The 12,835-nt window shown below is 52.0% G+C and carries 16 protein-coding genes; 11 read left to right on the forward strand and 5 right to left on the reverse strand.

Annotated features, from left to right (window positions below; genetic code table 11):
* Positions 1-90 precede the first annotated feature (90 nt).
* From speA to yqgD, 4 genes are all read right to left on the reverse strand, one after another.
* On the reverse strand, positions 91-2,067 hold the full coding sequence (gene speA / locus ACUU1M_RS09710; protein ID WP_001295380.1) for a biosynthetic arginine decarboxylase: 1,977 nt from the start codon (positions 2,065-2,067) through the stop codon (positions 91-93).
* Positions 2,068-2,075: 8 nt separating this feature from the next.
* A complete protein-coding gene (gene yqgB, locus ACUU1M_RS09715; protein ID WP_005051767.1) occupies positions 2,076-2,207 on the reverse strand; it encodes an acid stress response protein YqgB in 132 nt (43 codons plus the stop codon).
* A gap of 93 nt (positions 2,208-2,300) precedes the next feature.
* Positions 2,301-2,444 carry a protein YqgG gene (gene yqgG, locus ACUU1M_RS09720; RefSeq protein ID WP_001297404.1) on the reverse strand — a complete coding sequence of 48 codons (144 nt, stop codon included), beginning with the start codon at positions 2,442-2,444 and terminating at the stop codon, positions 2,301-2,303.
* A gap of 110 nt (positions 2,445-2,554) precedes the next feature.
* Positions 2,555-2,806 carry a protein YqgD gene (yqgD, locus tag ACUU1M_RS09725; protein WP_001303651.1) on the reverse strand — a complete coding sequence of 84 codons (252 nt, stop codon included), beginning with the start codon at positions 2,804-2,806 and terminating at the stop codon, positions 2,555-2,557.
* Positions 2,807-2,861: 55 nt separating this feature from the next.
* Here yqgD and metK point away from each other — a divergent pair, with 55 nt between their 5' ends.
* The 8 genes from metK to ruvX all read left to right on the forward strand — a co-directional run bounded on the left by metK (position 2,862) and on the right by ruvX (position 10,085).
* Positions 2,862-4,016: a methionine adenosyltransferase gene (gene metK, locus ACUU1M_RS09730; RefSeq protein WP_001062128.1), complete on the forward strand. Its 1,155-nt coding sequence runs from the start codon at positions 2,862-2,864 to the stop codon at positions 4,014-4,016.
* 436 nt (positions 4,017-4,452) lie between these two features.
* Positions 4,453-5,847 carry a galactose/proton symporter gene (gene galP, locus ACUU1M_RS09735; RefSeq protein WP_001112298.1) on the forward strand — a complete coding sequence of 465 codons (1,395 nt, stop codon included), beginning with the start codon at positions 4,453-4,455 and terminating at the stop codon, positions 5,845-5,847.
* A gap of 76 nt (positions 5,848-5,923) precedes the next feature.
* Complete coding sequence (locus ACUU1M_RS09740; RefSeq protein WP_005051770.1) at positions 5,924-6,421, forward strand: SprT family zinc-dependent metalloprotease; 498 nt, start codon at positions 5,924-5,926, stop codon at positions 6,419-6,421.
* A gap of 94 nt (positions 6,422-6,515) precedes the next feature.
* Positions 6,516-7,223 (forward strand): deoxyribonuclease I, encoded by a 708-nt coding sequence (gene endA / locus ACUU1M_RS09745; RefSeq protein WP_000286517.1) that lies wholly within the window; start codon positions 6,516-6,518, stop codon positions 7,221-7,223.
* A gap of 79 nt (positions 7,224-7,302) precedes the next feature.
* Positions 7,303-8,034, forward strand: a complete 732-nt coding sequence (rsmE, locus tag ACUU1M_RS09750) for a 16S rRNA (uracil(1498)-N(3))-methyltransferase (RefSeq protein WP_152028939.1) — start codon at positions 7,303-7,305, stop codon at positions 8,032-8,034.
* Between the two features lie 12 nt (positions 8,035-8,046).
* On the forward strand, positions 8,047-8,997 hold the full coding sequence (gene gshB / locus ACUU1M_RS09755; protein ID WP_000593276.1) for a glutathione synthase: 951 nt from the start codon (positions 8,047-8,049) through the stop codon (positions 8,995-8,997).
* 108 nt (positions 8,998-9,105) lie between these two features.
* A complete protein-coding gene (locus ACUU1M_RS09760; protein ID WP_001053178.1) occupies positions 9,106-9,669 on the forward strand; it encodes a YqgE/AlgH family protein in 564 nt (187 codons plus the stop codon).
* Positions 9,669-10,085, forward strand: coding sequence for a Holliday junction resolvase RuvX (ruvX, locus tag ACUU1M_RS09765; RefSeq protein ID WP_000017111.1), 417 nt, complete (start codon positions 9,669-9,671; stop codon positions 10,083-10,085). The genes ACUU1M_RS09760 and ruvX overlap by 1 nt, the downstream gene beginning before the upstream one ends.
* Before the next feature lie 175 nt (positions 10,086-10,260).
* Here the strand turns inward: ruvX and ACUU1M_RS09770 are convergent, their stop codons facing one another.
* Positions 10,261-11,241: a PilT/PilU family type 4a pilus ATPase gene (locus ACUU1M_RS09770; RefSeq protein WP_001055627.1), complete on the reverse strand. Its 981-nt coding sequence runs from the start codon at positions 11,239-11,241 to the stop codon at positions 10,261-10,263.
* 17 nt (positions 11,242-11,258) lie between these two features.
* Between ACUU1M_RS09770 and yggS the strand changes: the two genes are divergently transcribed.
* The 3 genes from yggS to yggU are packed head-to-tail and all read left to right on the forward strand — an operon-like array spanning position 11,259 to position 12,834.
* A complete protein-coding gene (gene yggS, locus ACUU1M_RS09775; RefSeq protein ID WP_000997796.1) occupies positions 11,259-11,963 on the forward strand; it encodes a pyridoxal phosphate homeostasis protein in 705 nt (234 codons plus the stop codon).
* Between the two features lie 17 nt (positions 11,964-11,980).
* On the forward strand, positions 11,981-12,547 hold the full coding sequence (gene yggT / locus ACUU1M_RS09780; RefSeq protein ID WP_001094819.1) for an osmotic shock tolerance protein YggT: 567 nt from the start codon (positions 11,981-11,983) through the stop codon (positions 12,545-12,547).
* Positions 12,544-12,834, forward strand: coding sequence for a DUF167 family protein YggU (yggU, locus tag ACUU1M_RS09785; protein WP_001277222.1), 291 nt, complete (start codon positions 12,544-12,546; stop codon positions 12,832-12,834). Before yggT ends, yggU begins: the two co-directional genes overlap by 4 nt.
* Position 12,835 lies beyond the last annotated feature (1 nt).

The raw sequence follows: 12,835 nt of genomic DNA on the forward strand, positions 1-12,835 counted from the left end.
GAAAAGCAGCTAGATTATTTTTAAGAATATATAAAAAGAAAGCGGGCCGATTTACGTAAATAAATCGACCCGCCAGCGGAATAATCTTAATTATTCATCTTCAAGATAAGTATAACCGTACAAACCTGCCTCGAACTCTTCAAGGAACTGTTGTTGCAGTTCAGCATCAAGATCGGTTTTCTTCACTTGATCGCGGAACTGGGTTAACAGCGTTTTCGGATCGAGCTGTACATATTGCAGCATGTCCGCCACGGTATCGCCTTCGTCAGACAGTTCTACTTCTACGCTACCGTCAGGGAACACGAACACGTCAACTGCTTCGGTATCACCGAACAGGTTGTGCATATTGCCAAGGATCTCCTGATATGCACCGACCATAAAGAAACCGAGCATCGGCGGATTCTCTGGATCGTACTCCGGCATTGGCATTGTCGTGGCAATACCATCACCATCAATATAGTGGTCGATAGCACCGTCAGAGTCACAGGTAATATCCAGCAGCACAGCGCGACGTTCCGGCACTTGATCCAGCCCTTCCAGCGGTAGAACCGGGAACAACTGGTCGATCCCCCATGCGTCCGGCATTGACTGGAACAGCGAGAAATTGACGTACATTTTGTCCGCCATACGTTCCTGCAGTTCGTCGATTATCGGACGATGCGCACGGTTTTGCGGATCCAGTTGCTTCTGCACTTCATGGCACATGCTCAGATAGAGTTGTTCTGCCCATGCACGTTCTTGCAGGCTAAAGGTGCCGGAAGAGTAGCCGATATGAATGTCGTGCAGATCCATCTGGCTGTCGTGTAACCATTCACGCAAAGAACGGCGAGTTCCCGGTTCGTGCATTTCCTGCCAGGTTTCCCACATGCTTTGCAGCGCACGCGGCGCATCTTCTGCGGGCGCGGTCGGCACCGTATATTCGTTACGTTCCACGCCGATGATATTCGACACCAGCACGGTATGGTGCGCAGTCACCGCACGGCCCGATTCGGTGATTACCGTCGGATGCGGCAGACCATTTTCTTCACACGCATCGCCAATCGCCCAGATGATGTTGTTGGCGTATTCATTGAGGCCATAGTTTACGGAGCAGTCAGACTGCGAACGGGTGCCTTCATAATCCACGCCCAGACCGCCGCCGACGTCGAAGCACTGAATATTGACGCCCAGCTTGTGCAGTTCCACATAGAAACGCGCGGATTCACGAACGCCTGTCGCGATATCGCGAATATTCGCCATCTGCGAACCGAGGTGGAAGTGCAGTAGTTGCAGGCTGTCGAGACGCCCGGCTTCACGCAGGGTTTCAACCAGTTGCAGTACCTGAGTCGCAGCCAGGCCGAACTTCGATTTTTCCCCGCCGGAGGACTGCCATTTACCCGAGCCCTGCGAAGCCAGACGTGCACGCACGCCCAGACGAGGAACGACATTCAGACGTTCTGCTTCATCCAGCACAATGGCGATTTCTGACATCTTCTCAATGACCAGATAGACCTTGTGCCCCATCTTCTCGCCAATTAATGCCAGGCGGATATATTCGCGGTCTTTATAACCGTTGCAGACGATGACGCTACGAGTCATGCCAGCATGTGCCAGCACTGCCATCAACTCGGCTTTGGAACCGGCTTCCAGACCCAGCGGTTCACCCGAATGAATCAGGGACTCGATCACGCGGCGGTGCTGGTTAACTTTGATCGGATAAACAAGGAAGTAATCGCCGTTATAGCCGTAGGATTCCCTCGCACGTTTGAACGCGGCGTTAATGGAACGCAAACGGTGCTGCAGGATCTGTGGGAAACAGAACAGTGCAGGCAGACGCTGACCCTGTGCTTCACGAGTTTTCACTAACTGCGCGAGATCGACGCGAGCTTCCGGGACGTCCGGGTCCGGGCACACGCTGATGTGGCCCAGCTCGTTAACGTCATAGTAGTTATTGCCCCACCAGGCAATATTGTAAGTACGCAGCATCTTGCTGGCTTCCTGGGAGCTCATTGCAACCTCCTGCATGGAGCGTAGTACACCGTGTTCGCCCGCTGACGAAGGCAAACCCATAGACATGTCGTCAGACATAGCGAACCTCAAATTATTTTATTAAGTGTAAAACAGTTAACGACTGTCGCAGCCTGGAACTGCGATAACAACCCATAAGCACATGGATTTTCCAGCAGTGTATGCTGACGCTCCGACTGCGCAACCGGTTTCTTTTTCATAACATTATTAAGCACATAACCGAACGTAAGTGTGACAGTTCGGCGAAACCACGAGAAAACTCTTGTTTTTACAAGAGCGCCCTTGTTCAGTCCTCAGTAACTGTAACCAGCTCTTGAATCCTGAGAAGCGCCGAGATGGGTATAACATCGGCAGGTATGCAAAGCAGAGATGCAGAGTGCGGGGAACGAATCTTCACCAGAACGGTGAGACAGGTTAAGCAGCAGACAACGGTTCATTATTTCGTATCACCTCCACGGCCGCCTGTTAAGACGAACCCACAAGCCAAAACTCTGATTTCAACCCGGCTGGAAGTGGCAACACGAAAGAAACGTCGTGTGCTTTTTATTTAAGCCGCGCGCCGCGTTTTATACCCCACAATGGCAGAAAATTGCAAAAGATAAATACGCAGAATGCCGGCATTGTCAGGAAAAATTTCCAGCCACGTTTTTAACAGAATGAGACACGATTCAAAAAAAAGTGGAAATCGGGTGAAGAATTGACCTAAAATAGCCATCCAGATGTTAATCCATCCATACCGATTAACACTCAGACTGCCAGTGTTTTTAACCTGCAGAGTCGTGGTAGGATCCGCTACCACAGAAAATCCACACAACAGTTTGAGCTAACCAAATTCTCTTTAGGTGATATTAAATATGGCAAAACACCTTTTTACGTCCGAGTCCGTCTCTGAAGGGCATCCTGACAAAATTGCTGACCAAATCTCTGATGCCGTTTTAGACGCGATCCTCGAACAGGATCCGAAAGCACGCGTTGCTTGCGAAACCTACGTAAAAACCGGCATGGTTTTAGTTGGCGGCGAAATCACCACCAGCGCCTGGGTAGACATCGAAGAGATCACCCGTAACACCGTTCGCGAAATTGGCTATGTGCATTCCGACATGGGCTTTGACGCTAACTCCTGTGCGGTTCTGAGCGCTATCGGCAAACAGTCTCCTGACATCAACCAGGGCGTTGACCGTGCCGATCCGCTGGAACAGGGCGCGGGTGACCAGGGTCTGATGTTTGGCTACGCAACTAATGAAACCGACGTGCTGATGCCAGCACCTATCACCTATGCACACCGTCTGGTACAGCGTCAGGCTGAAGTGCGTAAAAACGGCACTCTGCCGTGGCTGCGCCCGGACGCGAAAAGCCAGGTGACTTTCCAGTATGACGACGGCAAAATCGTTGGTATTGATGCTGTCGTGCTTTCCACTCAGCACTCTGAAGAGATCGACCAGAAATCGCTGCAAGAAGCGGTAATGGAAGAGATCATCAAGCCAATTCTGCCCGCTGAATGGCTGACTTCTGCCACCAAATTCTTCATCAACCCGACCGGTCGTTTCGTTATCGGTGGCCCAATGGGTGACTGCGGTCTGACTGGTCGTAAAATTATCGTTGATACCTACGGCGGCATGGCGCGTCACGGTGGCGGTGCATTCTCTGGTAAAGATCCATCAAAAGTGGACCGTTCCGCAGCCTACGCAGCACGTTATGTCGCGAAAAACATCGTTGCTGCTGGCCTGGCCGATCGTTGTGAAATTCAGGTTTCCTACGCAATCGGCGTGGCTGAACCGACCTCCATCATGGTAGAAACTTTCGGTACTGAGAAAGTGCCTTCTGAACAACTGACTCTGCTGGTACGTGAGTTCTTCGACCTGCGCCCATACGGTCTGATTCAGATGCTGGATCTGCTGCACCCGATCTACAAAGAAACCGCAGCATACGGTCACTTTGGTCGTGAACATTTCCCGTGGGAAAAAACCGACAAAGCGCAGCTGCTGCGCGATGCTGCCGGTCTGAAGTAATCTTTCTTCACCTGCGTTCAAAGGCCAGCCTCGCGCTGGCCTTTTTCTTTTACCTCACCGCGGTGGATAGGCGTTCACGCCGCATCCGGCAAAAAAACTGCCCGCACAATAACATCATTCTTCCTGATCACGTTTCACGGCAAATTACCATCACAACTGAAACCGATTACACCAACCACACCAGCAAAATATTTGTAATATTTTCATATTATTATTCAGCTTTCACAGTTGTTACATTTCTTTTCAGTAAAGTCTTAATTGCAGATGACAGCGTTTAATCTATGATGATATAACTCAATTATTTTCATGCACTTAAATCATAACTAAGATAAATGTTAGTGTAAGCGATTACACTGATGTGATTTGCTTCACATCTTTTTACGTCGTACTCACCTATCTTAATTCACAATAAAAAATAACCATATTGGAGGGCATCATGCCTGACGCTAAAAAACAGGGGCGGTCAAACAAGGCAATGACGTTTTTCGTCTGCTTCCTTGCCGCTTTGGCGGGATTACTCTTTGGCCTGGATATCGGTGTAATTGCTGGCGCACTGCCGTTTATTGCAGATGAATTCCAGATAACTTCGCACACGCAAGAATGGGTCGTAAGCTCCATGATGTTCGGTGCGGCAGTCGGTGCGGTGGGCATCGGCTGGCTCTCCTTTAAACTCGGGCGCAAAAAGAGCCTGATGATCGGCGCAATCCTGTTTGTTGCCGGTTCACTGTTCTCTGCGGCTGCGCCAAACGTTGAAGTACTGATTCTTTCGCGCGTTCTGCTGGGGCTGGCGGTGGGTGTGGCCTCTTATACCGCACCACTGTACCTGTCAGAAATTGCGCCGGAAAAAATTCGCGGCAGTATGATCTCGATGTATCAGTTGATGATCACTATCGGGATCCTCGGTGCTTATCTTTCTGATACCGCCTTCAGCTACACCGGTGCATGGCGCTGGATGCTGGGTGTGATTATCATCCCGGCAATTTTGCTGCTGATTGGTGTCTTCTTCCTGCCAGACAGCCCACGTTGGTTTGCCGCCAAACGCCGTTTTGTTGATGCCGAACGCGTGCTGCTACGCCTGCGTGACACCAGCGCGGAAGCGAAACGCGAACTGGATGAAATCCGTGAAAGTTTGCAGGTTAAACAGAGTGGCTGGGCGCTGTTTAAAGAGAATAGCAACTTCCGCCGCGCGGTGTTCCTTGGCGTACTGTTACAGGTAATGCAGCAATTCACCGGGATGAACGTCATCATGTATTACGCGCCGAAAATCTTCGAACTGGCGGGTTATACCAACACCACCGAGCAAATGTGGGGGACAGTGATTGTCGGCCTGACCAACGTACTTGCCACCTTTATCGCAATCGGCCTTGTTGACCGCTGGGGACGTAAACCAACGCTAACGCTGGGCTTCCTGGTGATGGCTGCTGGCATGGGCGTACTCGGTACAATGATGCATATCGGTATCCACTCTCCGTCGGCGCAGTATTTCGCCATCGCCATGCTGCTGATGTTTATTGTCGGTTTTGCCATGAGTGCCGGTCCGCTGATTTGGGTACTGTGCTCCGAAATTCAGCCGCTGAAAGGCCGCGATTTTGGCATCACCTGCTCCACCGCCACCAACTGGATTGCTAACATGATCGTTGGCGCAACGTTCCTGACCATGCTCAACACGCTGGGTAACGCCAACACCTTCTGGGTGTATGCGGCTCTGAACGTACTGTTTATCCTGCTGACATTGTGGCTGGTACCGGAAACCAAACACGTTTCGCTGGAACATATTGAACGTAATCTGATGAAAGGTCGTAAACTGCGCGAAATCGGCGCTCACGATTAATCTCCTCAGGCTTCCTCCCGTCGCGGAGGAAGCCGCCTCTTGCAGTCATCTTTTCTTCGCTCTATCCTCTGCCGCTATGAAAACATCCCGTCTCCCTATCGCCATCCAACAGGCCGTTATGCGCCGCCTGCGGGAAAAACTCGCCCAGGCCAACCTGAAGCTAGGGCGTAACTACCCGGAGCCAAAACTCTCTTACACCCAGCGCGGAACCTCCGCCGGAACAGCCTGGCTGGAAAGCTATGAAATCCGCCTCAATCCCGTTTTGCTGTTGGAAAACAGTGAAGCTTTTATTGAAGAAGTGGTACCGCACGAACTGGCACATTTGCTGGTATGGAAACATTTCGGCCGCGTAGCGCCACATGGCAAAGAGTGGAAGTGGATGATGGAAAGCGTGCTGGGCGTTCCCGCCCGTCGTACGCATCAGTTCGAACTGCAATCCGTGCGTCGCAACACCTTCCCCTACCGCTGTAAGTGCCAGGAACATCAGCTTACCGTACGCCGCCATAATCGCGTAGTTCGTGGCGAGGCCATCTATCGCTGTGTTCACTGCGGTGAACAGCTGGTTGCGAAATAACCACCTGAACTATCAGGAACTTTCCTGATCTGGCTGATTGCATACCGAAACAACTTTCGCTACGTTGCTGGCTCGTTTTAACACGGAGTAAGTGATGTACCGTTATTTGTCTATTGCTGCGGTGGTACTGAGCGCAGCATTTTCCGGCCCGACGTTGGCCGAAGGTATCAATAGTTTTTCTCAGGCGAAAGCCGCGGCGGTAAAAGTCCACGCTGATGCGCCCGGTACGTTTTATTGCGGATGTAAAATTAACTGGCAGGGCAAAAAAGGCGTTGTTGATCTGCAATCGTGCGGCTATCAGGTGCGCAAAAATGAAAACCGCGCCAGCCGCGTAGAGTGGGAACACGTCGTTCCCGCCTGGCAATTCGGTCACCAGCGCCAGTGCTGGCAGGACGGTGGACGTAAAAACTGCGCTAAAGATCCGGTCTATCGCAAGATGGAAAGCGATATGCATAACCTGCAGCCGTCAGTCGGCGAGGTGAATGGCGATCGCGGCAATTTTATGTACAGCCAGTGGAATGGCGGCGAAGGCCAGTACGGTCAATGCGCCATGAAGGTCGATTTCAAAGAAAAAGCTGCCGAACCACCAGCGCGTGCACGCGGTGCCATTGCGCGCACCTACTTCTATATGCGCGACCAATACAACCTGACACTCTCTCGCCAGCAAACGCAGCTGTTCAACGCATGGAACAAGATGTATCCGGTTACCGACTGGGAGTGCGAGCGCGATGAACGCATCGCGAAGGTGCAGGGCAATCATAACCCGTATGTGCAACGCGCTTGCCAGGCGCGAAAGAGCTAACCTACACTAGCGGGATTCTTTTTGTTAACCCCTACCCCACGCGTACAACCGCGTGGGGAGACGACGCGGATTTTTAACTATGCGTATCCCCCGCATTTATCATCCTGAACCACTGACCAGCCATTCTCACATCGCGCTTTGCGAAGATGCCGCCAACCATATCGGGCGCGTACTGCGCATGGGGCCGGGGCAGGCGTTGCAATTGTTTGACGGTAGCAACCAGGTCTTTGACGCCGAAATTACCAGCGCCAGCAAAAAAAGCGTGGAAGTGAAGGTGCTGGAAGGCCAGATCGACGATCGCGAATCTCCGCTGCATATTCACCTCGGTCAGGTGATGTCGCGTGGTGAAAAAATGGAATTTACTATCCAGAAATCGATCGAACTCGGTGTAAGCATCATTACGCCACTTTTTTCTGAGCGCTGCGGCGTTAAACTGGATAGTGAACGTCTGAACAAGAAGCTTCAGCAGTGGCAGAAGATTGCAATTGCTGCCTGTGAGCAGTGTGGTCGTAACCGGGTGCCGGAAATCCGTCCAGCGATGGATCTGGAAGCCTGGTGTGCAGAGCAGGATGAAGGACTGAAACTGAATCTTCACCCGCGCGCCAGTAACAGCATCAATACGTTGCCTTTACCGGTTGAACGCGTCCGCCTGCTGATTGGCCCGGAAGGCGGTTTATCGGCAGATGAAATTGCCATGACTGCCCGCTATCAATTTACTGATATCCTGTTGGGACCTCGCGTTTTGCGTACAGAGACAACTGCGCTCACCGCCATTACCGCGCTACAAGTACGATTTGGCGATTTGGGCTAACGGAGAAGAATAATGATCAAGCTCGGCATCGTGATGGACCCCATCGCAAACATCAACATCAAGAAAGATTCCAGTTTCGCTATGTTGCTGGAAGCACAGCGTCGTGGTTACGAACTTCACTATATGGAGATGGGCGATCTGTATCTGATCAATGGCGAAGCCCGCGCCCATACCCGCACGCTGAACGTGAAGCAGAACTACGAAGAGTGGTTTTCGTTCGTCGGTGAACAGGATCTGCCGCTGGCCGATCTCGATGTGATCCTGATGCGTAAAGACCCGCCGTTTGATACCGAGTTTATCTACGCGACCTATATTCTGGAACGTGCCGAAGAGAAAGGGACGCTGATCGTTAACAAGCCGCAGAGCCTGCGCGACTGTAACGAGAAACTGTTTACCGCCTGGTTCTCTGACTTAACGCCAGAAACGCTGGTTACGCGCAATAAAGCGCAGCTAAAAGCGTTCTGGGAGAAACACAGCGACATCATTCTTAAGCCGCTGGACGGTATGGGCGGCGCGTCGATTTTCCGCGTGAAAGAAGGCGATCCAAACCTCGGCGTGATTGCCGAAACCCTGACTGAGCATGGCACTCGCTACTGCATGGCGCAAAATTACCTGCCAGCCATTAAAGATGGCGACAAACGCGTGCTGGTGGTGGATGGCGAGCCGGTACCGTACTGCCTAGCGCGTATTCCGCAGGGGGGCGAAACCCGTGGCAATCTGGCTGCCGGTGGTCGCGGTGAACCTCGTCCGCTGACGGAAAGTGACTGGAAAATCGCCAGTCAGATCGGGCCGACGCTGAAAGAAAAAGGGCTGATTTTTGTTGGTCTGGATATCATCGGCGACCGTCTGACTGAAATTAACGTCACCAGCCCAACCTGTATTCGTGAGATTGAAGCAGAGTTTCCGGTGTCGATCACCGGAATGTTAATGGATGCCATCGAAGCACGTTTACAGCAGCAGTAACCCACCTTAGCGAGAAGGATCTCGTTGAGACTCTGAGTGACAGCGCCCTTCTTTCCACGCATACTGGGCGCTGTTGCTTTTTTGAACTAGGAAACAGAACCTCTGACAATGAATTTACAGCATCACTTTCTTATTGCCATGCCTGCTCTCCAGGATCCGATTTTCCGTCGTTCCGTGGTCTACATTTGCGAACATAATACCAATGGTGCAATGGGGATCATCGTCAACAAGCCGCTGGAAAATCTCAAAATTGAAGGGATTCTGGAAAAGCTGAAGATCACGCCGGAGCCGCGTGATGAATCAATCCGTCTGGATAAACCGGTTATGCTCGGCGGCCCACTGGCTGAAGATCGCGGGTTTATTTTGCATACTCCGCCCTCCAATTTTGCTTCCAGCATTCGCATTTCAGACAACACGGTGATGACCACTTCCCGCGATGTGCTGGAAACGCTCGGCACCGATAAACAACCGTCTGACGTATTGGTGGCTCTGGGCTATGCCTCCTGGGAAAAAGGTCAACTGGAACAAGAAATTCTCGATAACGCGTGGCTAACGGCCCCGGCGGATCTGAATATTCTGTTCAAAACGCCGATTGCCGACCGCTGGCGCGAGGCGGCAAAACTGATTGGTGTGGATATTCTCACCATGCCTGGTGTGGCAGGACACGCCTGATGAGTGGAACCTTACTCGCCTTCGACTTCGGCACCAAAAGCATTGGCGTAGCGGTCGGCCAACGCATTACCGGCACCGCTCGCCCTTTGCCTGCAATTAAAGCGCAGGACGGTACGCCGGACTGGAACCTCATCGAACGTTTACTGAAAGAGTGGCAGCCTGACGAAATCATCGTCGGTTTGCCGCTGAATATGGACGGCACCGAACAGCCGTTAACCGCCAGAGCGCGCAAATTTGCCAACCGTATTCATGGTCGTTTCGGTGTTGAAGTAAAGCTCCATGACGAGCGTCTTAGCACTGTGGAAGCCCGTTCCGGTCTTTTTGAACAGGGCGGCTATCGGGCGCTCAACAAAGGCAAAGTTGACTCTGCCTCTGCGGTTATTATTCTCGAAAGCTATTTCGAGCAGGGATATTAAGGCGATCTAAAAGCCTGGCGGATAGTCGTTACCGCCATCTTGCCGGATGCGGCGTGAACGCCTTATCCAGCACACATCTGGCAGCGGCTGTAGGTCTGATAAGACGCGTTAGCGTCGCATCAGACATTTATTGCCTTTATAGGCCCTATAAACTTGCGCATCGGGCATGGCAACGTCACAAACGCCCTTCCCCCACCCGCTGCTGATAACTCTGCTGAAACGTTAACATCCCCACCTGCTGCCCGGTTTGAATAACATGCGGTAACTGGTGGGTTTTCCCTTCGCGAATCAAATTCCCCACCGCGGGAGTGTTAATCAGTAATTCAAACAGCGCCACGCGTCCTTCCTGTTTATCCACTTCCAGCTTTTGTGACAGCACTGCCCGTAAACTACCCGCAAGTTGATTACGTACGGGATCTTTTTCCTGCGCCGGAAATGAATCCACCAGTCGCTCAACTGCCTGCGCGGCACCACGTGTATGTAAGGTTGCCAGCACCAGATGCCCGGTTTCTGCCGCCGTCAGCGCCAGACGGATTGTCTCACTGTCACGTAGCTCTCCGAGCAAAATCACATCAGGATCTTCCCGCAATGCAGCCCGCAACCCCGATGCGAACGTCATACAGTGCAAACCAATTTCCCGCTGCTGGATCAAACATCGCTGGCTGGCATAGAGATATTCCACAGGATCTTCCAGCGTCAGAATATGCGCATCGGCATGTTGATTAAGATAGCCAACCATCGCCGCCAGCGTGGTAGATTTGCCACTCCCCGTAGCCCCCGTCACCAGAATCAGGCCATTCTCGCTCTTGAGTAATTCCGGCAATACCGGTGGCGCACCAAGCTGTTCGAGCTGTGGACAGTGCGAAGGTAACAACCGTAATGCCAGAGAAATACCTTGCCGTTGCGCGAACGCACTGCCACGCAACCGCTGGTTTTCCGCCAGCGACACGGCAAAATCCAGCTGGCCATTTTCCAGCAATATTGCCCGCTGATCGTCATCCAGCCACTCCCGCAGTAGCTCTTCGACGTCCGGCGCATCAAACGGCGCAGCTTCCATTCTGCCACGAATGCGCCATCGTGCGGGCCAGGCGCTGCACAGGTGTAGATCCGAGACGTTATGCTTTACACTAAGGGCCACAATTTCTTCCATATTCATACTAAGATCCTCGGAAAATGAACGATATTGCGCATAACCTGGCACAGGTCCGGGACAAAATCTCAGCGGCTGCAACGCGTTGCGGCCGTTCTCCAGAAGAAATTACGCTGCTTGCAGTCAGTAAAACAAAACCTGCGAGCGCCATCGCAGAAGCCATTGATGCCGGGCAGCGTCAATTTGGTGAAAACTACGTTCAGGAAGGGGTAGATAAAATTCGCCACTTTCAGGAACTGGGCGTAACAGGATTAGAATGGCATTTTATTGGCCCGTTGCAGTCTAATAAAAGCCGCCTAGTGGCAGAGCATTTCGACTGGTGTCATACCATCGACCGTTTGCGCATTGCTACCCGCCTCAACGATCAGCGCCCGGCAGAACTTCCCCCTCTTAACGTACTGATTCAAATTAATATTAGTGATGAAAACAGTAAGTCCGGGATTCAACTGGCAGAACTGGACGAGCTGGCAGCGGCGGTCGCTGAACTACCGCGTTTACGTCTGCGCGGGCTGATGGCAATCCCTGCGCCTGAGTCAGAATATGTAAGGCAGTTTGAAGTTGCACGCCAAATGGCTGTAGCATTTGCCGTACTGAAAACGCGCTACCCGCATATCGACACGCTCTCTCTGGGAATGTCGGACGATATGGAAGCCGCCATTGCGGCAGGTAGCACGATGGTTCGTATCGGCACTGCAATTTTTGGTGCGCGTGATTACTCTAAAAAATAAGGAATTAAAGGAACGCCATGAATACGTTGACTTTCCTGCTTTCAACGGTCATTGAGCTGTATACCATGGTGCTGTTATTACGCATCTGGATGCAGTGGGCTCATTGTGATTTTTACAACCCCTTCTCACAGTTTGTAGTGAAGGTAGCGCAGCCAATTATCGGGCCACTGCGCCGCGTTATTCCGGCAATGGGTCCCATTGACAGCGCCTCGCTGCTGGTTGCCTATATTCTCAGTTTTATCAAAGCCATTGTGCTGTTTGAAGTGGTGACCTTCCTGCCAATCATCTGGATTGCCGGTTTACTGATTCTGCTGAAAACCATCGGCTTGCTGATTTTCTGGGTCCTGCTGGTGATGGCGATTATGAGCTGGGTAAGCCAGGGTCGTAGCCCGATTGAATACGTGCTGATTCAGCTGGCCGATCCGCTGCTGCGCCCGATTCGCCGCTTGCTACCGGCAATGGGTGGGATTGATTTCTCGCCGATGATCCTCGTTCTGCTGCTGTATGTCATCAATATGGGTGTCGCAGAAGTATTACAGGCAACCGGAAACATGCTGCTGCCGGGGCTGTGGATGGCGTTATGAGTGCCGTAACAGTTAATGATGACGGTCTGGTTTTACGGCTCTATATTCAGCCGAAAGCCAGCCGTGATTCTATTGTCGGTTTACATGGCGACGAAGTTAAAGTCGCCATTACCGCGCCGCCGGTTGACGGCCAGGCCAACAGTCATCTGGTGAAGTTTCTCGGTAAGCAATTCCGGGTTGCCAAAAGCCAGGTGGTGATTGAAAAAGGCGAACTTGGCCGCCACAAACAAATTAAAATCATTAATCCGCAACAAATCCCGCCAGAAATCGCGGCGTTAATTAATTAGG

The sequence above is a fragment of the Shigella sp. SIG6 genome (assembly GCF_053555815.1).

Coding starts and splice junctions, on each gene's coding strand:
- speA (WP_001295380.1), bottom strand. CDS start 2,067: ATGTCTGACGACATGTCTATGGGTTTGCCTTCGTCAGCGGGCGAACAC.
- yqgB (WP_005051767.1), bottom strand. CDS start 2,207: ATGAAAAAGAAACCGGTTGCGCAGTCGGAGCGTCAGCATACACTGCTG.
- yqgG (WP_001297404.1), bottom strand. CDS start 2,444: ATGAACCGTTGTCTGCTGCTTAACCTGTCTCACCGTTCTGGTGAAGAT.
- metK (WP_001062128.1), top strand. CDS start 2,862: ATGGCAAAACACCTTTTTACGTCCGAGTCCGTCTCTGAAGGGCATCCT.
- galP (WP_001112298.1), top strand. CDS start 4,453: ATGCCTGACGCTAAAAAACAGGGGCGGTCAAACAAGGCAATGACGTTT.
- ACUU1M_RS09740 (WP_005051770.1), top strand. CDS start 5,924: ATGAAAACATCCCGTCTCCCTATCGCCATCCAACAGGCCGTTATGCGC.
- endA (WP_000286517.1), top strand. CDS start 6,516: ATGTACCGTTATTTGTCTATTGCTGCGGTGGTACTGAGCGCAGCATTT.
- rsmE (WP_152028939.1), top strand. CDS start 7,303: ATGCGTATCCCCCGCATTTATCATCCTGAACCACTGACCAGCCATTCT.
- gshB (WP_000593276.1), top strand. CDS start 8,047: ATGATCAAGCTCGGCATCGTGATGGACCCCATCGCAAACATCAACATC.
- ACUU1M_RS09760 (WP_001053178.1), top strand. CDS start 9,106: ATGAATTTACAGCATCACTTTCTTATTGCCATGCCTGCTCTCCAGGAT.
- ruvX (WP_000017111.1), top strand. CDS start 9,669: ATGAGTGGAACCTTACTCGCCTTCGACTTCGGCACCAAAAGCATTGGC.
- ACUU1M_RS09770 (WP_001055627.1), bottom strand. CDS start 11,241: ATGAATATGGAAGAAATTGTGGCCCTTAGTGTAAAGCATAACGTCTCG.
- yggS (WP_000997796.1), top strand. CDS start 11,259: ATGAACGATATTGCGCATAACCTGGCACAGGTCCGGGACAAAATCTCA.
- yggT (WP_001094819.1), top strand. CDS start 11,981: ATGAATACGTTGACTTTCCTGCTTTCAACGGTCATTGAGCTGTATACC.
- yggU (WP_001277222.1), top strand. CDS start 12,544: ATGAGTGCCGTAACAGTTAATGATGACGGTCTGGTTTTACGGCTCTAT.